The following is a 19711-nucleotide window of genomic DNA, read 5'->3' as shown; positions in this document are numbered from 1 at the left end:
ACTCGTAGCGGGCCGCCCAGCCCGGCCCCGAGACGAAGGGACCACGCCCGGCGGGACAAGGTCCCGCCACCCGCACGACGTTCGCCCCTGCCGCCCCCCGCCCCCCGGGACGGAGCCTGGATGCGTCAGGACCCGTCTCGATGTTCAGGACCACGCCATGAGTTCCGCCACGCAGCAAGCGCCACAGGTCCTCGCCGACCCGGCGCAGTACCGCCCGGGCCGCACCATCACGCAGTGGACCCCCGAGGATCCCGCCTTCTGGCACTCCACCGGGAAGAAGGTCGCCACCCGAAACCTGTGGATCGCGGTCCCCGCCCTGCTCGTGGCCTTCGTGGTCTGGCAGGTGTGGAGCATCACGGCGACCAACCTGAAGGACGTCGGGTTCGGCTACTCCCAGTCGCAGCTGTTCTGGCTGACGGCCGTCCCCGGCATCACCGGCGGCACCGCCCGCATCTTCTACACCTTCCTCGGCCCGATGGTCGGCCAGCGCCGCTTCACGGCCCTCTCCACGGTGGTCCTGGTCATCCCGCTGCTCTGGCTCGGCTTCGCCGTGCAGGACCCGGACACCTCTTACACCACCATGGTCGCCATCGCCGCCCTCTGCGGAATCGGCGGCGCGAACTTCTCCTCCTCCCTCGCCAACATCGGCTTCTTCTACCCGAAGCAGGAGAAGGGCAACGCCACCGGCATCAACGGCGGCCTCGGCAACCTCGGCGTCTCCGTGGTCCAACTGCTCACCCCCATCCTGATCACCTCCTCCGTCCTGGCCATCGGAGCGGGCCAGAAGAAGGCGAACGGCTCGGAGATCTACCTCCAGAACGCCGCCTTCGTCTGGATCCCGGTCCTGGTCGTCCTCGCCGCGGTCGCCTGGTTCGGACAGAACGACCTCAAGGTCGCCTCCACCCCCTTCAGCCAGCAGAAGATCATCTTCCGGCGCAAGCACAACTGGCTGATGACCTGGCTCTACGTCGGCACCTTCGGCTCCTTCATCGGCTTCGCCGCAGCCCTGCCGCTGCTCATCAAGACCACCTTCCCCGCGTACTCGGTCGCCACCTACGCCTGGATGGGCCCGGCCCTGGGCGCGCTGGCGCGCTGGGCGGGCGGCTGGATCGCCGACAAGCTGGGCGGCGCCCGGGTGACGATCCTCTCCTTCGTGGGCATGGGCGCATCGATCATCGGTGTCATCAACTTCCTGCCCTCGGGCTCTGACCACGGTTCGTTCCAAGGCTTCTTCCTCTGCTTCCTGGCCGCCTTCTTCTTCTCGGGCATCGGCAACGGCTCGACCTTCCGGCAGATCCCGGTCATCTTCCGGGCGCAGCACCTGAAGGGCCTGACGGAGGGCACCCCGCAGTACGCGGCCGCCCTCAAGCAGGCGGAGATCGAATCCGGCGCGGTGACGGGCTTCACCGCCGGCATCGCCGCCTACGGCTTCTTCTTCATCCCAGCGATGTTCGCCAACTTCCCCGTCACCAGCGCGATGTGGGGCTTCGTAGCCTTCTACGCCAGCTGCGTGGTCGTGACCTGGTGGTTCTACGCCCGCAAGAACGCCGAAGCCCCCAGCTAACCCGCCCAGCACCACCCCGCCCGCCAGCCACGCTCCCGCCCCCTGGCGCTCCCCGAAGCCCGACGCCCCGGCCCCTGCCCTCAGGCCGGGGCGAAGCGGGAGGCCCCGCCCCAGCCCTCGGGCTCCCGCGAAGCGGGCCGCCGCACCCCTGCCCTCGGGCGTCCCGCCAACCCTGACGCCCCGGACCCTCGCCCTGGGCGTCCCGCGAACCCGAGGCCCCGGACCCTCGCCCTGGGCGTCCCGCGAACCCGAGGCCCCGGACCCTCGCCCTGGGCGTCCCGCGAACCCGAGGCCCCGGACCCTCGCCCTGGGCGTCCCGCGAACCCGAGGCCCCAGACCCTCGCCCCGGGCTTCCCGCCCACCCCGGCGCCTCGGACCCATATCCGGGGCGTCGGGTCACGCCCGCGGCGCCGGGCCTCGTCCGTGGCGTCGGGCTTTGCCCCCGGGCGCCGGGTCCAGTCCACGGAATCGGGCTTCACCCCCAGACGCCGGACCTGCCCCTCCTGCCCCCGCGAAAGTCCCGTACTCGGTTCCCGTTTCGCGCCCTGCGTCGGGTCCCGGCCTCGCGGGCGTCAGGCGGCTGACCCCGGGTGGGCCGCCGGGCGGGAGGGGGCACGGAGGGGGCGAGCCCGGCTCACGCCATCCGTCGGCCCCCGCCGCCATCCGCCGGCCACGACCCGGACCCGGCGGGCGCCGTCACCCGCCCTGCACCGCCGCCTGCTGCCGTATCACCGAGTCCCCCGTCTCCACCGCCATGGGCGCCTCCGCCGGTCCGGACGGCGCTGAGAGCCGGCATCCGCACCGCCCCGCCGCCGGAGAGGCCGGGCCCACCGCTCCCGCGAGCCCTCCGCGGCCGCCGGCGCGCTGGGCCGCGTACCTCTTCCTCCTCCTCTTCCTCGGCGGGCTGGCCGGCCCGTCCGGGCCGTCCGGCACCGCGCAGGACAACCCCTGGTAACCCGCCATCACGTCACTGCTCATCTCCGCCTCATTCCTCTCGCGCTCGCGCTGACTTCCTTCATGCTGCCGGGCCCGTTCACGACGTGCGTCGCGTCATCCACAGGCGCCGCAGAAATGCTGCTTTTCTGACTTTCCGGGCTCCCACTCCCCATTCTTGTGAATCGATTCACAAGCGCACTACGGACTTAGGTCCCGTGAGAACGGCCAGCTCAAAGGTGGTGCCAGCGGCCGGCTCGGCACCCTCGGAGGACCTTCGGGCCTCAGCTCAGGACCATCGCGGCACCAAATGATCGATCAAAAGGCGTGGAATGGACCCAAGCAATGAGGCGACTCGGAGAAGGTGCCGGTGATGACTGCCACCCCTGTGGAGACCACGAAGAACGGCCAGGCCTGGGAAGGGTTCAAGGGCGGCCTCTGGCGCGACGCCATCGACGTCCGCGACTTCATCCAGCAGAACTACACGCCGTACGAAGGCGACGGCTCCTTCCTCGCCGGCCCCACCGAGCGCACCACCGCGGTGTGGAAGGCGATCACCGACAAGTTCCCGGAAGAGCGGGAGAGGGGCATCTACGACGTCGCCCACGACATCCCGTCGACGATCACCGCACACGCCCCCGGCTACATCGACCGCGACAAGGACCTGATCGTCGGCCTCCAGACCGACGCCCCGCTCAAGCGCGCGATCATGCCCTACGGCGGCTGGCGGATGGTCGCCGGCGCCCTGGAGACCTACGGCTACCCGGTCTCCGAGGACCTGGAGAAGGTCTTCACCGAATACCGCAAGACCCACAACGCGGGCGTCTTTGATGCCTACACCCCGGAGATCCGCGCCGCCCGCAAGGCCGGCATCGTGACCGGCCTCCCCGACGCGTACGGCCGCGGGCGCATCATCGGCGACTACCGCCGCGTGGCCCTCTACGGAGTCGACCGCCTGATCGCCCGCAAGAAGGACGAGAAGGAGGAGCTGAACTCCCTCCCCGCCGGCAACCGCTCGCTGGAGGAGACGATCCGCCTGCGCGAGGAACTCGCCGAGCAGATGCGCGCACTGTCCGAACTCAAGGCGATGGCCGCCTCCTACGGCTACGACATCTCCGGACCCGCCACCACCGGCCGCGAAGCCATCCAGTGGCTGTACTTCGCGTACCTCGGCGCCGTGAAGGAGCAGAACGGCGCCGCCATGTCCCTGGGACGCACCTCCACCTTTGTCGACATATATCTACAGCGTGACATCGAGGCCGGCGTCCTCACCGAGGAACAGGCACAGGAACTCGTCGACGACTTCATCATCAAGCTGCGCATCGTCCGCTTCCTGCGGACCCCCGAGTACGACGAGCTGTTCTCCGGCGACCCGACCTGGGTCACCGAGTCCATCGGCGGCATGGGAGAGGACGGCCGGCCGCTCGTCACCAGGACCTCCTTCCGCTACCTCCAGACCCTCTACAACCTCGGCCCGGCCCCCGAGCCCAACATGACGGTCTTCTGGTCGCCGCGGCTTCCGCAGGGCTTCAAGGAGTTCTGCGCCCGCGTCTCCATCGACACCTCCTCGGTGCAGTACGAATCCGACGAGCTGATGCGGCCGCGCTTCGGCGACGACACCGCCATCGCCTGCTGCGTGTCCGCCATGCCGGTGGGCAAGCAGATGCAGTTCTTCGGCGCCCGCGTCAACGTCGCCAAGACCCTCCTCTACGCGATCAACGGCGGCCGGGACGAGAAGTCCGGCGCCCAGGTCGGGCCGCGGACCGGCCTGCCGGCCTCCGACGTCCTCGACTACGACGAGGTCATGGCCAAGTTCGACGAGCAGATGGAATGGCTCGCCGAGACCTACGTCCACGCCCTCAACGTCATCCACTACATGCACGACCGCTACGCCTACGAGCGCCTCGAAATGGCGCTGCACGACCGCGACGTGCGCCGCACCATGGCCTGCGGCATCGCCGGCCTGTCCGTCGCAGCCGACTCGCTGTCCGCCATCAAGCACGCCAGGGTCACCGCCGTGCGCGACGAGAGCGGCCTCGCCACCGACTACGCCATCGAAGGCGAGTTCCCGGCGTACGGCAACAACGACGACCGCGTCGACGAGATCGCCGTCTGGCTCGTCGAGGAGTTCATGAGGAAGATCCGCAAGCACGAGACCTACCGGGGCGCCGAGCACACCCAGTCCGTGCTGACGATCACCTCGAACGTGGTCTACGGCAAGAAGACCGGCAACACCCCGGACGGACGCCGGGCCGGCGAACCGTTCTCCCCGGGCGCCAACCCGATGAACGGCCGCGACACCCACGGCTACGTCACCTCGGCCCTGTCGGTAGCCAAGCTCCCCTACGCCGCCGCCGAGGACGGCATCTCGCTGACCAACACCGTCACCCCCGACGGCCTCGGCCGCACCCCGCAGGAGCGGATCAGGAACCTCGCCGGCGTCCTCGACGGCTACATGGCCGTCGACGGCTTCCACATGAACGTCAACGTCCTGAACCGCGACACCCTCATGGACGCCATGGAGCACCCCGAGAAGTACCCGCAGCTGACCATTCGCGTCAGCGGCTACGCGGTGAACTTCGTGCGGCTCACCCGGGCACAGCAGCTCGACGTGCTGAACCGCACCTTCCACGGCGCGCTGTAGCGCCACCGCAGACCGCGCGGCCCGGGGCCGGGCCCTCACTCCGGCCCCGAGCCACGCACCCCACCGGCCACGCCGCACGCACAGCACGCACGCAGCGCCCCCGGCACACACCGCACGCACTCGACACGCCGGAACACGACTGGAGCACCTGCCATGACCGTCTACTTCGGTACGAGCCTCCCCGTCGGCCCCGAGAACGCCCCCGTCGTCAGCGCCACCCGCCCCCCGGCCGCCACCGAGCAGCCCCCGGCCACCCCCGCGCGGACCCTGGCCGCCGCCGCGACGCAGCGCCCGAGCGAGGGCTCGGTGCACTCCTGGGACCTGTCCACCGGAGTCGACGGCCCCGGCACCCGCTTCGTGACCTTCCTCGCCGGCTGCCCGCTGACCTGCCTGTACTGCCACAACCCCGACACCATGCGGATGCGCAGCGGCCGGCGCACCTCGGCCGACGCCGTCATCGCCGAAGCCCGCAAGTACACCCGGTTCATCTCCGCCTCCGGCGGCGGCGCCACCATCTCCGGCGGCGAACCCCTCCTCCAGCCCGTCTTCGCCGGCGAAATCCTGCACCGCATGAAGAACGACCTGGGCCTCCACACCGCCCTCGACACCTCGGGCTTCCTCGGCTCCCGGGCCAGCGACGCGCTGCTGCGCGACGTGGACCTCGTACTGCTCGACATCAAGTCCTGGGACCGCGACACCTACAAGAAGGTCACCGGCCGGCCGTTGGAGCCCACCTTGGACTTCGCGCGCCGCCTCGCCGACCTCGGCAAGGAGGTGCACCTGCGGTTCGTGCTCGTGCCCGGACTCACCGACGCGCGCGAGAACGTCGAAGGGGTCGCCGCCTTCGCCGGCGGCCTCGGGAACGTGTCGCGGGTCGACGTACTGCCCTTCCACAAGCTCGGCGAGAGCAAGTGGGACGCCCTGGACATGCCCTTCACCCTGCACGACACCCCGTCGCCGACCCCCGCACAGGTGGAGGAGGCCAAGGCCGTCTTCGCGGCGCACGGGCTGAAGGCCGCATGACCCGTTCGGAGCAACCCCAAGCTCCGCATAACGGGCTGAATCGGCATAGACCACCTAGCGTGGTGCTGTGTCCGAGCCCACAGAAGCACTCGTCGCAGCCCCGCCCCCACCCCCCGGGCCGCCCGAGAACCCGCCACAGGCCGGACGGTCCGTCACCGCACGCGCCACCGCGGCCGGCGTCGCCGTCTCCCTCCTGCTCATCGCCGCGATCGTGCTGGGCAGCCGCCTCCTGCGGGACTTCGACTCCGCCCTGCTGCCGTACGCCGTCGCCACGGTCTTCCTCGCCTTCGGCGTGGCCTACCGGTACACGGTCTGGGTGTCCGCACCCGGCGCGCGCCGCCTCTTCAAGAAGGGCTTCGGCAGCTTCTTCTCGGCCGCCAACTTCAAGAAGGCACCCACCGCCCTCCCGAAGATGACCGCCACCTACCTCGGCTTCCAGAAGTTCCTCGGCGCCCGCTCCCGCGCCCGCTGGGCCGCCCACCAGCTGATCTTCTGGGGCTGCCTGCTCGCCGCCGCGATCACCTTCCCCCTCACCTGGGGCTGGTTCACGTTCACTTCCGACAGCGGATCCGGACCCGGCTACGAGATGCGGATCTGGGGCTTCAAAGTCGTCGGCTTCAACTCGCTCGACGTCCTGGGCTGGCTGATGTTCCACGGCCTGGACATCGCCGCCGTCCTCGTCATCCCCGGCGCCTCGTACTTCCTGTGGCGCCGCATGAAGGACCGCGGCGCCATCACCGGCCAGCGCTTCGCCTACGACCTGCTCCCGCTGATCTGCCTCATCGTGATCTCGGTGACCGGCCTGCTGCTCACCTTCTCGTCGATCTTCCTGCACGGCGGCGGCTACGAGTTCCTGGCGATCCTCCACATGGTCTCGGTGGTCTTCACGCTCATCTACATCCCCTTCGGGAAGTTCTTCCACATCGTCCAGCGGCCGGCGGCGGTCGGCATGCAGCTCTTCAAGTACACCGCCCGCCAGGACGAGGAGATCTTCGCCTGCAAGCGCTGCGGCGAACCCATCGACACCACCCCGTACGTGGAGAACCTGCGCGGCACGATGCAGGACCTCCGGCTCGACTTCCACGCCTTCGCCGAATACTGCCCCCGCTGCAAGCGGGTCCTGCGCGGCCACGCCTACCTGACCCACGTCAAGAAGGGCTTCAAGTGACCGCGACGGACCCCGCCAAGCCGGCACCCCTGCCCCTCGACCCGGCCATCGCACCCCCCGGCACCCGCAACTTCCGCGACGCCGGCGGCATCCCCGCCGACCGGTGGCACGCCGACCAGAACGGCGAGACCCTCGTCCCCACCCACTGCTGCTTCTGCGGCGTGCAGTGCGGCATGTACCTGCGCGTCGACAACGCCGGCAAGGTCTTCGGCGTCGAACCCCGCAACCACGACATCAACCGCATGCGGCTGTGCCCCAAAGGCATCAACGCCTACCAGCAGGTCAACCACCCCGACCGGCTGACCTCGCCCCTGATGCGCCGGTCCCGCTACGAGGAGTTCAAGGAGGCCTCCTGGGACGAGGCCCTCGACTTCACCGTCTCCGAGATCCGGCGCATCCAGGCCGCCCACGGCAACGACGCCTTCGGGCTGCTCGGCGGCGCCAGCCTCTACTCCGAGAAGACCTACCTCGTCGGCAAGTTCGGCAGGGTCGCCCTCAAGACCAGGCACGTCGACTACAACGGCCGCCTCTGCATGGTCAGCGCCGCCGGCGCCAACAAGCTCGCCTTCGGGATCGACCGCGCCGCCAACCCCTTCTCCGACATCCTCCTCACCGACTGCCTGCTGATCGCCGGGTCGAACGTGGGGGAGTGCTTCCCCGTGATGACCCAGTACGTCTGGGGCGCCCGCGACCGCGGCGCGACGCTCATCGTCATCGACCCGCGCGAGACGGCCATCGCCCGCACCGCCGACGTCCACGTCCCCGTCAAACCCGGCACCGACTCGGCGTTCTTCAACGCCGTGCTCCACGTCATCGTCGAAGAAGGCCTCACCGACGAGGCGTACCTCGCGGCCCACACCACCGGCTGGGACGAGGTCAAGAAGACCGTCCAGGCATACCCGCCCGCCCGCTCCGCCGAGATCTGCGGCATCCCCGCCTCCCAGATCGTCCAGGTCGCCCGCATGTTCGCCGGAGCGGACAAGGCGATGGCCTTCCACGCCCGCGGCATCGAACACCACTCCCAGGGCGTCGAGAACTGCCTGTCCGTCATCAACATGTGCGTGGCCACCGGCAACCTCGGCAAACCGGGCGCCGGCTACGGCACCATCACCGGCCAGGGCAACGGCCAGGGCGGCCGCGAACACGGCCAGAAAGCCGACCTCCTGCCCGGCGGCCGTTCCATCATGAACGAGGAGCACCGCCGCCAGATCTGCCGGATCTGGGGCATCGACGAGGCCGACCTCCCGCCCGCCGGCACCTCCATGATGGAAATGGTCTGGCAGATGCAGCGGCAGGAGATCCGCGGTCTGATCGGCATCTGCAACAACCCGTTCGTCTCACTCCCCAACTACGGGGCGGTCAAGCAGGGCTACGACACCCTCGACTTCCACGCCCAGTTCGACTTCTTCCTCTCCGAGACCGCCGCCAACGCGCACGTGGTCTTCCCGGTCACCGTCTGGGCCGAGGACGAGGGCGTCATGGCCAACACCGAAGCCCGGGTGGTCAAGCACAACAAGGCCCAGGAGCCGCCCGCCGGGGTGCGCACCGACACCTGGGTGATGTGCGAACTGGCCAGACGCCTCGGCGTCGGCGACAAGTTCGACTTCGCCGGCTCCCGCGAGGTGTTCGAGGAACTCCGCATCGCCTCCGCCGGCACCGTCAACGACTACTACGGCATCACCTACGAGCGGCTCGAAGCGACCGGAGGCATCGCCTGGCCCTGCCCGTCCACCGAGCACCCCGGAACGCCCCGCCTGTTCGAGGACGGCAGGACCTACCACCCCGACGGCAAGATCCACATGCAGGTCGTCGAATGGCACCCGCCCATGGACGCCTACACCGAGGAGTTCCCGCTCTCCCTCACCACCGGCCGCACCGTCGCCCACTTCCTGTCCGGCAACCAGACCCGCCGGCTGGGCGCCCTCGTCGAACAGACACCGCGCCCCTGGGTGGAGGTGCACCCCTCCCACGGTTTCCGCGACGGTGACCCCGTCCGGGTGGTCACGCGACGCGGCAGCGAGGTCTTCCCGGCCCTCGTCACCGAGGCCATCCGCCCCGACACCGTCTTCATCCCCTACCACTGGCCCGTCCCGACGGCCGCGAACGCCCTCACCATCGACGCCCTCGACCCCCGCTCGAAGATCCCCGAGTACAAGGTGTGCGCCGCCCGCATCGAGGCGGCCGAACGCGTCGACGAGGTCCCCGCACCGCCCACGGCCCCCGGCCGCCAGGCCTACCCGGAGACCCAGGTCTCCCGCACCGACCCCCTGCCCCCCACGTCCTCACAGGGCCGTGGCACGGCGGAGAGGAGCTGACGCCGCCATGATGGGCCGCACGATCTTCATCGACCCCGGCCGCTGCATCGGCTGTCAGGCCTGCGTCTCCGCCTGCCGCGAATGCGACTCGCACCGCGGCAAGTCGATGATCCACCTGGACTACACCGACCCCGGCCAGTCCGTCGCCTCGCTCCCCACCGTCTGCATGCACTGCGAGGACCCCGTCGCGCCCTGCGCGGAGGTCTGCCCCGCCGACGCCATCCTCGTGACCGCGGACGGCGTGGTCCAACAGGCCGACACCACACGCTGCATCGGCTGTGCCAACTGCGTCAACGCCTGCCCCTTCGGCGTCCCGAAGATCGACCTCCAGGCGAAGCTCCAGATGAAGTGCAACCTCTGCTACGACCGCACCGCCTACGGCCTCGCCCCCATGTGCGCCACCGTCTGCCCGACCGGGGCCCTCTTCTACGGAACGCTCGAAGAGCTCCAGGCCGAACGCCCCGGCGTCCAGGTCGCCGACTCCTTCGCCTTCGGCGACGTGGTCGTCTCCACCGGCGTGGCGATGGTCGTCCCCGCAGACAAGGTCCAGTGGCCCGTTCCCGGCGGACTGCCCGTCGTGGAGGTGAATGGGGTGGATGTCCGATGAGCGTGACCCAGCAGCCCGCACCCGGCTCCGGACCGGGCCCGGACGCCGGCGGCGGCGACGCGGCCGCTGACCAGCTGCGGGACCGGATCAGCGCCGACTCCCTCACCACCCGCCGCGACTACCTGCGGATCGTCGCCACCGTCTCCGGCGGCCTGGCCGTCGGAGGGGTCGCAGTCGCCTCCGGCATCCTCCACCGTCACGGCGACAGCGAGACGATGCCCGAAGCCAAGAAGGTCACCGACCAGCTCGCACCGGGCGAGTCCGTGGCCTTCAGGTTCCCCGGCGACGAGGACCGGGCCCTCGCCATCCGCCTGGGCGACGGCAGCCTCGTCGCCTACTCCGCCGTCTGCACCCACCTGGCCTGCGCCGTGCTCTGGCGCGAGGACCGCGGGCCCGAAGGAGAGCTGTACTGCCCCTGCCACGAAGGCGTCTTCGACGCCCGCACCGGTGAGGTCACCGCGGGGCCGCCACCCCGCCCACTCCCGAGGATCTTCCTGACCGAGCGGAGCGACGGCAGCGTCTGGGCCGTCGCCACAGCCCGCTCCGGGGAGCCCGCCAAGGAAGCCCTGTGCCGGCAGTTCGGCGACTCCCAGCCCGAGACGGCACAGCGCCTGGGCTGCCCCGGTCCGGCCCGCGCCGACGAAAGCAGGCGCACATGAGCGACGCACAGCTCCCTCCCCGCCCCGCGTACCGCCCGGGGAGCACCCAGCCCCGGCTGAACCGGCCGGTCCACGAGCGGTACCCGCAGATCCGCGCCACCAGCGGCTACGGCGACCCGCGCGTCCGGCACACCGGCCCCGGCCCGGGCGCCGGCACCGAACAGGAACCCGAGCGCTCCTCCAAGCTCAACGCCCGGCTGGCCCTGGCCCTCACGGTCGTGATCGGGCAGCTCTGGGCCCTGACCGTCACCGTCAACGAGTGGATGAAGGGCAACACCGGCACGGCCTGGTGGGGGGCGGGATTCCTGGTCCTGTCCTTCCTCGTCGTGATCGCCCTGTGGCTCCTCGACCCGAAGGACCGATGACCATGTCGATACCCACGCCCACCCCGTCCGCGGTGCGCTCGCACCGCGCCGAGACCTACAAGCCCGGTGCCCTCATCGGTGACTGGCGCCCCGAGGACGAGGCCTTCTGGCAGGCCACCGGCCGCCGGGTCGCCCAGCGCAACCTCTGGGTGTCCATCCCGGCGCTCATGCTCGGCTTCGTGGTCTGGCAGGTCTGGTCGGTCACCGTCGTCAAGCTGAACGACGTCGGCTTCGGCTTCTCCAAGTCGCAGCTGTTCTGGCTGACGGCCATCCCCGGCATCACCGGCGGCACCTTCCGGATCCTCTACACCTTCATCGGCCCGATCTTCGGCGAGCGGAAGTTCACCGCCTTCAGCACCTTCATCCTGATCGTCCCCATGCTGTGGCTGGGCTTCGCCCTCCAGGACACCGACACCCCCTACTGGGAGCTGGCCCTGATCGCGGCCGTCTGCGGCATCGGCGGCGCGAACTTCGCCTCGTCCATGGCCAACATCGGCTTCTTCTTCCCCAAGCGGGAGAAGGGCAGTGCCAACGGCCTCAACGGCGGCCTCGGCAACCTCGGCGTGAGCGTCGTCCAGCTGGTCGCCCCGCTGGTGGTCACCGCCGCCGTCCTCGGCGCCCCCGCGGGCGGCCCGCAGCACGACGCGAAGGAGAACACGGACATCTGGCTCCAGAACGGCGCCTTCCTCTGGGTTCCGCTCCTGGTGATCATGGCGCTGCTGGCCTGGTTCCTGATGAACGACCTCAAGGTGGCCGCGGCCCCCTTCAGCCAGCAGAAGGTCATCTTCAAGCGCAAGCACAACTGGCTGATGACCTGGCTCTACGTCGGCACCTTCGGGTCCTTCATCGGATTCGCCGCCGGCCTGCCCCTGCTGATCAAGAACAACTTCGAGACGCAGGGCTACCAGGCCACCACCTACGCCTGGATCGGCCCGTTCATCGGCGCGCTCATGCGCTGGGCGGGCGGCTGGCTCTCCGACAAGTTCGGCGGCGCCAGGGTGACCATGCTGTCCTTCGTCGGCATGGCGGCGTCCCTGGTGGTCGTGATCTTCGCGCTGCCGTCCGGCGGCGACCAGGGAAACTTCTGGGCGTTCTTCACCGGCTTCCTGGCGGCCTTCGCCTTCTCCGGACTGGGCAACGGCTCGACCTTCCGGCAGATCCCGGTGATCTTCCGCGAGCAGCACATGCGCCAAGCGCAGGGCCAGGGACCCGAGGCGCAGGCGGCCGCGCTGAAGCAGTCGGAGATGGAGGCGGGCGCCGTCACCGGCTTCTCCTCCGCCATCGCCGCCTACGGCTTCTTCTTCATCCCCGCGATGTTCGCCGCCGTGGCGGTCACCCACGCGCTGTGGCTGTTCATCGGCTTCTACGCGACCTGCCTCGCGGTCTGCTGGTGGTTCTACGCCCGCAAGGGCGCGGAAGCCCCCAGCTGACCCGGGCAGCGGCAGCGGCAGCGGCCGTGACACAGACCGGGGCCGGGGGCGCGGGCGGCCGTACCCTTGGGGCATGAGCACCGCCCCCGCCCCCGACCCGCAGTCCCCGAAGCCCGCAGCCGGGGCGACGCCCGAGACGACGAAGCCGAAGCCCAGGCCGAAGCTCGTCTTCGACGACCCGCTGGACCAGCAGTCCTCGGACGACACCGACCGCGGCTGGGGCGAGCGGCCGCCCGCCGGAGGCAGCGCGGCCGACCTGGCCCGCTTCCTCGACGAGAAGCCCCCGCACCACATCTGACCCTCGGCGCCCGCCGTCAGAAGGCGTCGCGCGCCCCCGGCGTCCCCTGCGCCCGGACGGTGCCCTCGCCGTTCCCGCTCCGCTGCGCGACCAGGACGTCGCGGATGTCCTTGAGCACCTCCAGCTCGGTGATCTCCATGCTCTCCTGCACGCCCTCCTTCGCCTTGCGGCGCGCCTCCACCCTGGCGAGGTACTTCGCCATGGGCAGGACCATCAGGAAGTACACGACCGCCGCGGTGATCAGGAAGCTGAGCGCGGCGTTCAGCACCGAACCCCACATGATGTTGACGCCGGTCGGCTCGCCCTTCGCGTCGACCCCACAGGGTGCCTTCAGACACGAGGTGTAGACATCCAGGTTCTTGGTGCCGATGGCGCCCACGAGAGGGCTGATGATGCCCTTCACGATGGCGTTCACGATGTTCGTGAACGCCGCGCCGATGACCACGGCCACGGCCAGGTCGACCACGTTCCCGCGCATCAGGAAGGCCTTGAAGCCCGCCAGTACGCTCTCCTTCTTCTTCTCGCTCACCACTGAGCCTTTCCTTGTGCCTGCTATAGACGGAGCCAACGGTTCCGAAAACTACGGCAGGCACGCCACGGCGTGTCCAATCAGCGCCCCCTCCAGAGCGACTTGACTGCTCCTCAGTGCGAATCAGCACACCGTCACCGCCAACCGCGCCACAGCACCCGCCCCCACCAGGGCACGCGCCGTGTCCCGGGGCACCGACAGCACCACCAGAGCCCCGCCGTCCCCCACACCCGCGTCCACGGCGGGCACATCAGCCACCCGCGCACCCGCCGCCACCACCCGGGGCGCCCCGGTGCGCTCCGCCGCCACCACGTCGACCCGGTCACCGGGACGCAACAGCCGCACCGTCCCGGCATCCGCGATGCGCACGGGTGCCGACACCATCCGCACCGCCGCGGGCGCCGGTTTCACCACGGGCGCGGGAGGGGGCGCGCCCCGGGACGCCCGGGCCTCCGTCCCGCCCACCGCCAGGGCGGCCGCCACCACGGCCAGCCCGGCCGAGGCGACCCGACGCCTGCGGCGCACAGCCCGCCGCAGGCGGCCTCCGCCCCGGCCCACCCGGAGCGGGGGAAAGGGAGGCACCGGCCGCGCCGGGGGACACGTGGAAGAGCAGACGGGACGGGAGTCCGCGGAAGCGGGGAACGCGGGGGAAGCGGGGGAAACGGGCGGGGAGGAGGAAACGGGGGACGGGGGAAAGGTCCTGGACATGATGGGCACCGCCAAGCTGGTCGTGGTCCGGCGTCCGGGCCCACTGCCCGGACCTTCCTCACGATCCGCCGCCGCGCCGGCGTCCGCTCCGGCCTGTGGACAATCCCCAGGCTGTGGACAACGCCGTCACCCTCAGGTGTCAGCGCCCGCTCGGAACCTGGCAGGCCTCCGAGAACCCCTGGCTGGTCAGACCGAAGGCGCTGTTGACCCGCGAACGCCAGTTCTCCAGTGCGACCATGGCCGTCAGCTCGACGAACGCCGCCTCACCGAGCCGGCCGATCAACTCGGCCGCCAGCTCGTCCGTGACCGACGGCTCGGTCTCGGTCATCGCCTCGGCGTACTCCATGACCAGCAGCTCCAGCTCGGTGAACACCTCGCGCGACTCCCGCCACCGCGGCACCCGCTCGATCTTCTCCGGCGAGAGCCCCTTCTCACGGCCCTCCCAGTAGCCGAAGTCCATGCACCACGAGCAGTTGATACGCGCGGCCGAAGCCATCACCGCCAGGTGCTTGAGGCCGGCGTCGAGCGTGTTCCACTTCGCCGCCTGCTGCTCCATGCGCACGTACGAGAACAGCACGCGCGAGTTGTGCCCGTACGCCTGGCCCGGGTCCAGCACCTTGCCGTAGGTGCGGCGCGAGTACCAGGCGCCGATGCGCGTGAGCAGGGTGCGCGGCGGGGTGAGCGAGATGCGCGGCATGACGGCCTCTTCCGGCTCGGGGGTCCCGGTGACCCCTACGCCATGGAGACAGGACAGCCCCGCGGAACGTGACACCGCCGGGAAAATTCCTTCGGCCGTGGAGCCCCCCAAGGGCTCCACCGGCCCTCAGCCGCCGCTACGGCAGTTCGATGCCCAGGTCCCAGCCGTCGTGGACGTGGGTGCACAGGCAGTCGCGGTCCCCGGTCTGCGGCAGCGCCGCCACCGCGTCGAAGAGGACCTCCCGCAGTCGGCTGACGTTCTCGCCGAACACCTTCAGGACCTCCGTGTGGGAGACGCCCTCACCCGTCTCGGCGCCCGCGTCCAGGTCCGTGACCAGAGCCATCGAGGTGTAGCAGAGCCCCAGCTCGCGAGCGAGCACCGCCTCCGGGTGCCCGGTCATGCCGACCACCGACCAGCCGGCCGCCGCGTGCCAGCGCGACTCCGCCCGCGTCGAGAACCGCGGCCCCTCGATGACGACCATGGTGCCGCCGTCCACCGGCTCCCACTCGCGCCCCCGCGCCGCCGCGAGCGCCACCGACCGCCCGACCGGGCAGTACGGGTCGGCGAAGGTGGTGTGCACGACGTTCGGAACGGTCCCGTCCGGCAGCGGCTCACCGTCGAAGAAGGTCTGCACGCGCGCCTTCGTACGGTCGACCAGCTGGTCCGGCACCAGCAGCGTGCCGGGCCCGTACTCCGCCTGCAGGCCGCCCACCGCGCAGGGACCCAGCACCTGGCGGACACCGACGGAGCGCAGCGCCCACAGGTTGGCCCGGTAGTTGATCTTGTGCGGCGGCACGGTGTGGCTGCGCCCGTGCCGCGGCAGGAACGCCACCTGGCGCCCGGCCAGCTCGCCCACGTACAGGGAGTCGCTCGGAGACCCGTACGGCGTCTCCACCTGGATCTCGGAGACGTCCTCGAGGAAGGAGTAGAAGCCCGACCCGCCGATTACACCGATCTCTGCGTTCACCATGGCCTCACCCTAACGGGGCACGCGCAAGGCCCCGCAGCCCAAGAGGGCGGCGGGGCCTTGCGGAAAACGGAAGACGTACTGCGGGATCAGGCAGCCGAGGTGGAGCTGCTGCCCGTGCTCGAAGTCGCCGAGGAGGTCGAAGCGGCAGGGGCGGCGGCAGCGGTCGACGTCGTCGTGGACGACGAGGACGGCTTCGAGGCAGGGGTGCTGCTCGACGAGGCACCACGGCTGTCGTTCCGGTAGAAACCGGAGCCCTTGAAGACGATGCCGACCGCGGAGAACACCTTCTTCAGGCGTCCGTCGCAGTTCGGGCACACGGTCAGTGCTTCATCGGTGAACTTCTGCACGGCCTCAAGGCCCTCACCGCACTCGGTGCACTGGTACTGGTAGGTCGGCACGAATTTCCTCCTGGCACTCTCACTCAATGAGTGCTAACGACGCTCCATGGTGACGTATTCCGGCGGATCAGTCCACCGTCACAGGCGTGCGGTGACCGATCCCACGCTCGTTCGCCGCGTTGCGGGCGCCCGATGCGGCGGCCGGCGCGGACGAGTTCACGATCCGGCTCGGCGCCTTCGGCGCCAGCTTCCCGCGCAGCGCCACCAGCGTGACCAGGGCCAGGGCCGTGGCCACCAGCGGCACCAGGAAGCCGTACGAGGACCCGTGCGCGTCCGTCAGTCGGCCGGCCAGGGTCACGGCGGCGGCCTGCCCGAACGCGACCGCTCCGGTCAGCCAGGTGAAGGCCTCGGTCCGCGAGGCGGCCGGGACCAGCTGCTCGATCATCGTGTAGCCGGTGATCAGCGCGGGGGCGATGCACAGGCCGACGACCAGGCCGAGCGCGCCCAGCAGGATCATCGAGTGCGCGGCCCACAGCACCGAGGCGGCGGCGGTCAGGCCCATGTAGCCGAGGATCAGGCGGCGGCGCGGGCCGATCTTCCAGGCGACGGCGCCCATGGTGATGCCGGCGATCATGTTGCCGGCCGCGAAGATGCCGTAGAGCACGCCGTTGGCGCCCGGGTTGCCGATCTCGTTGGAGAAGGCGGCGAGCGAGACCTGCATGCCGCCGAAGACGGCGCCGATGCCGATGAAGGCAACGATCAGGACGCGCAGGCCCGGGAAGGACAGCGCGGACTGGTGCTCGCCGCCGGACTCCGAGAGCGGGGCGACCTTCGGCTCGGTGGCGCGCTGCGCGGCGAAGAACAGGCCGCCGAGCAGGGTCAGGGCCGCCTCGGTCGCCAGACCGGCGGCCGGGTGGACGCCGGTGCACAGCGCGGTGGCGAGCACCGGGCCGACGACGAAGGTGAACTCGTCGGTGACGGACTCGAACGCGGCGGCGGTCGGCAGCAGCGGCGAGCCCTCCAGCTTGGCCGCCCAGCGGGACCGGACCATCGGGCCGACCTGCGGGACGGAGGCGCCGGCCGGGACGGCGGCCAGCGCGAGTGCCCACAGCGGGGCGCCGAGGAGCGCCAGCGCGGTCAGGGCGGAGACTGCGGCGGCGTGGAGGAGGACGACCGGCACGAGGACGGCGCTCTGGCCGCGGCGGTCGGTGAACTTGCCCATGACCGGCGCGAAGAGGGCCATGGAGACGCCGGTGACGGCGGCGACGATGCCCGCGTCGCCGTAGGAGCCGGTGGCGTGCTGGACGAGCAGCAGGATGCTGATGGTCAGCATGCCGAACGGCAGGCGGGCGGCGAAGCCGGGGAGGACGAAGGAGAGGGCACCGGGCGTGCGCAGCAGCTGCCCGTAGCCGGGTCGGACGGACTTGTCGGTCGTGACCGCGGATGTCACGGCCTGGCCTTTCCGCTGCCTGGTAGAGCGTCCCCGTCTGCGGACGGCGGGCCGCTTTGTGAGCGACCGCACCCGTACATGTGGGAGCCCCGAGAGCTGTCCTCTTGCGCAGAACCGAGTGATACCTGGGCGCCCACTGCGGGAGGGAGCCACGGCCGCTTTGCGGTCGCGCCAGCTCTGCGTCAGGCAGAGTTGGTTCGATGTGGTGTGCCTTCATCGTACAGGGGAATCCACTACCACGCCCTGTGATTACGGTGACAAGGCATGACTTCACCTGCGATTAACTGGAACTTCGCATTCCGCGCCCCATGAAATGGGTGCATGCCCGGTCACAAGCCAGCGAAATCGGCCGAATTAGAACGCCGCTCTAACGAAAAACGATCGCTCGAGCGGCGCGCCGGACACCCTCCGCCACCTAGAGTGACGTTCCGCCACCGGTCCCCAGCCAGCCCGCGAGCTTGCCGCCGCGCGCCACCGCCCGCAGCCGCGCCTCCGCCGCGTCCCGCACCGGATCCGTGGCCACGACCAGCAGCTCGTCCCCGCGCCGCAGCACCGTCGACGGCGCCGGCACGAAGCTCTTCGCGTCCCGGACCACCAGCGTCACCGACGCCCCCGCGGGCAGCCGCAGCTCGCCGACCTCCACCCCGTGCATCCGCGAGGCGGCCGGAATCGCGAAGGACAGCAGGTGCCCGCGCAGCTTCTCCAGCGGCGCCGACTCGATCCCGAGGTCGGAGGCCGCCTCGTCGCTGTCGCGCAGGTTCAGCTTGCGCGCCAGCCACGGCAGCGTCGGCCCCTGCACCAGCGTGTAGACCACCACGAGCACGAAGACGATGTTGAAGACGCGGTCGCTGCCCTCGATCCCGGTCACCAGCGGGATCGTCGCCAGGATGATGGGCACGGCGCCGCGCAGGCCGGCCCACGACATCAGGGCCTGCTCCTGCCAGGGAATCCGGAAGGGCAGCAGGCTGAGGAAGACCTCCAGCGGCCGCGCCACCATGGTCAGCACCAGTCCGATGATCACCGCGGGCCAGAAGTCGTGCACCAGCTCGTGCGGGGTGACCAGCAGGCCCAGCAGCACGAACATGCCGATCTGGGCGATCCAGCCGAGCCCGTCCGCGAACCCGCGCGTGGCCGGCCAGTGCGGCAGCTTCGCGTTCCCCAGCACCATCGCCGCCAGGTACACCGCGAGGAATCCGGAGCCGTGCGCCATCGCGCCGGCCGCGTACGCGGTCACGGCGATCGCCATCACCGCGATCGGGTACAGGCCGGAGGCGGGCAGTGCCACGTGCCGCAGCCCGTACGCCCCCAGGAAACCGACCGCCAGGCCGATCGCCGCGCCGATCGCGAGCTCCAGCGCGATCTTGCCGAGCAGCACGTACCACTCGTCCACCGGTCCGACCGCCGCGAAGGCGACGACCAGGATCACGACGGGGGCGTCGTTGAAGCCGGACTCGGCCTCCAGCACGCCCGTCACCCGCGACGGCAGCGGGACCTTGCGCAGTACGGAGAAGACGGCCGCCGCGTCGGTCGAGGAGACCACCGCGCCGATCAGCAGCGCCTGGCGCCACTCCAGGCCCACCAGGTAGTGCGCGCCCGCCGCCGTGACCCCGACGCTGACCGCCACGCCGAGCAGCGACAGGACCACCGCCGCCGGCAGGGCCGGTCTGATCTCTTTCCACTTGGTGCCCAGACCGCCCTCGGCGAGGATGACGACGAGCGCCGCGTAACCGATGACCTGGGTCAGCTCGGCGTTGTCGAATACGACGTTGCCTATGCCGTCCTGGCCTATCGCGATGCCTATGCCGAGGTAGATGAGCAGGCTGGGAAGTCCGCTGCGCGAGGAGATGCGCACCGCCGCCACCGCGACGAGCAGCACGAGCGAACAGACCAGCAGGAGCTCATTGAGCGTGTGGACAGTCAGCGGGCGGCCCTTTCCTCAGAGCGCGCCTGGCGGATCGTTCCCCCGGCGGCGCATTCGGCAAGTACTTCGTTACCTTACCTAATCTTTGACGG

General features: G+C 70.4%; 17 protein-coding genes. 10 read left to right on the top strand and 7 right to left on the bottom strand.

Features of this window, described 5'->3' with window-relative positions; genetic code table 11:
• Positions 1–157 precede the first annotated feature (157 nt).
• The 10 genes from D1J60_RS14670 (at position 158) to D1J60_RS14625 (ending at position 13006) form a co-directional block, all read left to right on the top strand.
• A complete protein-coding gene (locus D1J60_RS14670) occupies positions 158–1564 on the top strand; it encodes an MFS transporter (RefSeq protein WP_125821396.1) in 1407 nt (468 codons plus the stop codon).
• A gap of 1306 nt (positions 1565–2870) precedes the next feature.
• Complete coding sequence (pflB, locus tag D1J60_RS14665) at positions 2871–5141, top strand: formate C-acetyltransferase (RefSeq protein WP_125821395.1); 2271 nt, start codon at positions 2871–2873, stop codon at positions 5139–5141.
• Positions 5142–5294: 153 nt separating this feature from the next.
• The gene (gene pflA, locus D1J60_RS14660) at positions 5295–6164 is read left to right on the top strand and encodes a pyruvate formate-lyase-activating protein (protein ID WP_125821394.1); all 870 of its coding nucleotides are present in this window, start codon (positions 5295–5297) and stop codon (positions 6162–6164) included.
• Between the two features lie 67 nt (positions 6165–6231).
• Positions 6232–7332 carry an MFS transporter gene (locus D1J60_RS14655; protein ID WP_125821393.1) on the top strand — a complete coding sequence of 367 codons (1101 nt, stop codon included), beginning with the start codon at positions 6232–6234 and terminating at the stop codon, positions 7330–7332.
• A complete protein-coding gene (locus D1J60_RS14650; protein ID WP_125821392.1) occupies positions 7329–9647 on the top strand; it encodes a molybdopterin oxidoreductase family protein in 2319 nt (772 codons plus the stop codon). Before D1J60_RS14655 ends, D1J60_RS14650 begins: the two co-directional genes overlap by 4 nt.
• Positions 9648–9654: 7 nt before the next feature.
• Complete coding sequence (locus D1J60_RS14645; protein WP_042801027.1) at positions 9655–10254, top strand: 4Fe-4S dicluster domain-containing protein; 600 nt, start codon at positions 9655–9657, stop codon at positions 10252–10254.
• Positions 10251–10913 (top strand): Rieske (2Fe-2S) protein, encoded by a 663-nt coding sequence (locus tag D1J60_RS14640; protein ID WP_125821391.1) that lies wholly within the window; start codon positions 10251–10253, stop codon positions 10911–10913. The genes D1J60_RS14645 and D1J60_RS14640 overlap by 4 nt, the downstream gene beginning before the upstream one ends.
• Positions 10910–11278, top strand: coding sequence for a hypothetical protein (locus D1J60_RS14635; RefSeq protein ID WP_125821390.1), 369 nt, complete (start codon positions 10910–10912; stop codon positions 11276–11278). The genes D1J60_RS14640 and D1J60_RS14635 overlap by 4 nt, the downstream gene beginning before the upstream one ends.
• A gap of 2 nt (positions 11279–11280) precedes the next feature.
• Positions 11281–12708, top strand: coding sequence for a NarK family nitrate/nitrite MFS transporter (locus tag D1J60_RS14630; RefSeq protein WP_241253271.1), 1428 nt, complete (start codon positions 11281–11283; stop codon positions 12706–12708).
• Positions 12709–12781: 73 nt separating this feature from the next.
• Positions 12782–13006 carry a hypothetical protein gene (locus D1J60_RS14625; protein ID WP_125821389.1) on the top strand — a complete coding sequence of 75 codons (225 nt, stop codon included), beginning with the start codon at positions 12782–12784 and terminating at the stop codon, positions 13004–13006.
• Between the two features lie 16 nt (positions 13007–13022).
• On the opposite strand, the gene mscL is transcribed toward D1J60_RS14625, so the two are convergent.
• The 7 genes from mscL to D1J60_RS14590 form a co-directional block, all read right to left on the bottom strand.
• Positions 13023–13535, bottom strand: a complete 513-nt coding sequence (gene mscL / locus D1J60_RS14620) for a large conductance mechanosensitive channel protein MscL (protein ID WP_125603259.1) — start codon at positions 13533–13535, stop codon at positions 13023–13025.
• A gap of 123 nt (positions 13536–13658) precedes the next feature.
• Complete coding sequence (locus D1J60_RS14615; protein WP_241253270.1) at positions 13659–14243, bottom strand: hypothetical protein; 585 nt, start codon at positions 14241–14243, stop codon at positions 13659–13661.
• Positions 14244–14382: 139 nt separating this feature from the next.
• The gene (locus tag D1J60_RS14610; protein ID WP_125600552.1) at positions 14383–14940 is read right to left on the bottom strand and encodes a carboxymuconolactone decarboxylase family protein; all 558 of its coding nucleotides are present in this window, start codon (positions 14938–14940) and stop codon (positions 14383–14385) included.
• Positions 14941–15076: 136 nt separating this feature from the next.
• Positions 15077–15910: an S-methyl-5'-thioadenosine phosphorylase gene (locus D1J60_RS14605; RefSeq protein ID WP_125600555.1), complete on the bottom strand. Its 834-nt coding sequence runs from the start codon at positions 15908–15910 to the stop codon at positions 15077–15079.
• 86 nt (positions 15911–15996) lie between these two features.
• A complete protein-coding gene (locus D1J60_RS14600) occupies positions 15997–16308 on the bottom strand; it encodes an FmdB family zinc ribbon protein (protein ID WP_125600558.1) in 312 nt (103 codons plus the stop codon).
• Between the two features lie 67 nt (positions 16309–16375).
• Entirely contained in the window at positions 16376–17698 is a 1323-nt protein-coding gene (locus D1J60_RS14595; RefSeq protein ID WP_125821387.1) for an MFS transporter, read from the bottom strand.
• Positions 17699–18113: 415 nt separating this feature from the next.
• Positions 18114–19574, bottom strand: coding sequence for a potassium/proton antiporter (locus D1J60_RS14590; RefSeq protein ID WP_241253269.1), 1461 nt, complete (start codon positions 19572–19574; stop codon positions 18114–18116).
• Positions 19575–19711: the final 137 nt, after the last annotated feature.

Source organism: Streptomyces sp. W1SF4 (genome assembly GCF_003950035.1).
Lineage (GTDB): Bacteria > Actinomycetota > Actinomycetes > Streptomycetales > Streptomycetaceae > Streptomyces > Streptomyces racemochromogenes.
Note: the sequence above shows the minus strand (reverse complement) of the source record. Positions and strands in the feature narration are given on the sequence as shown.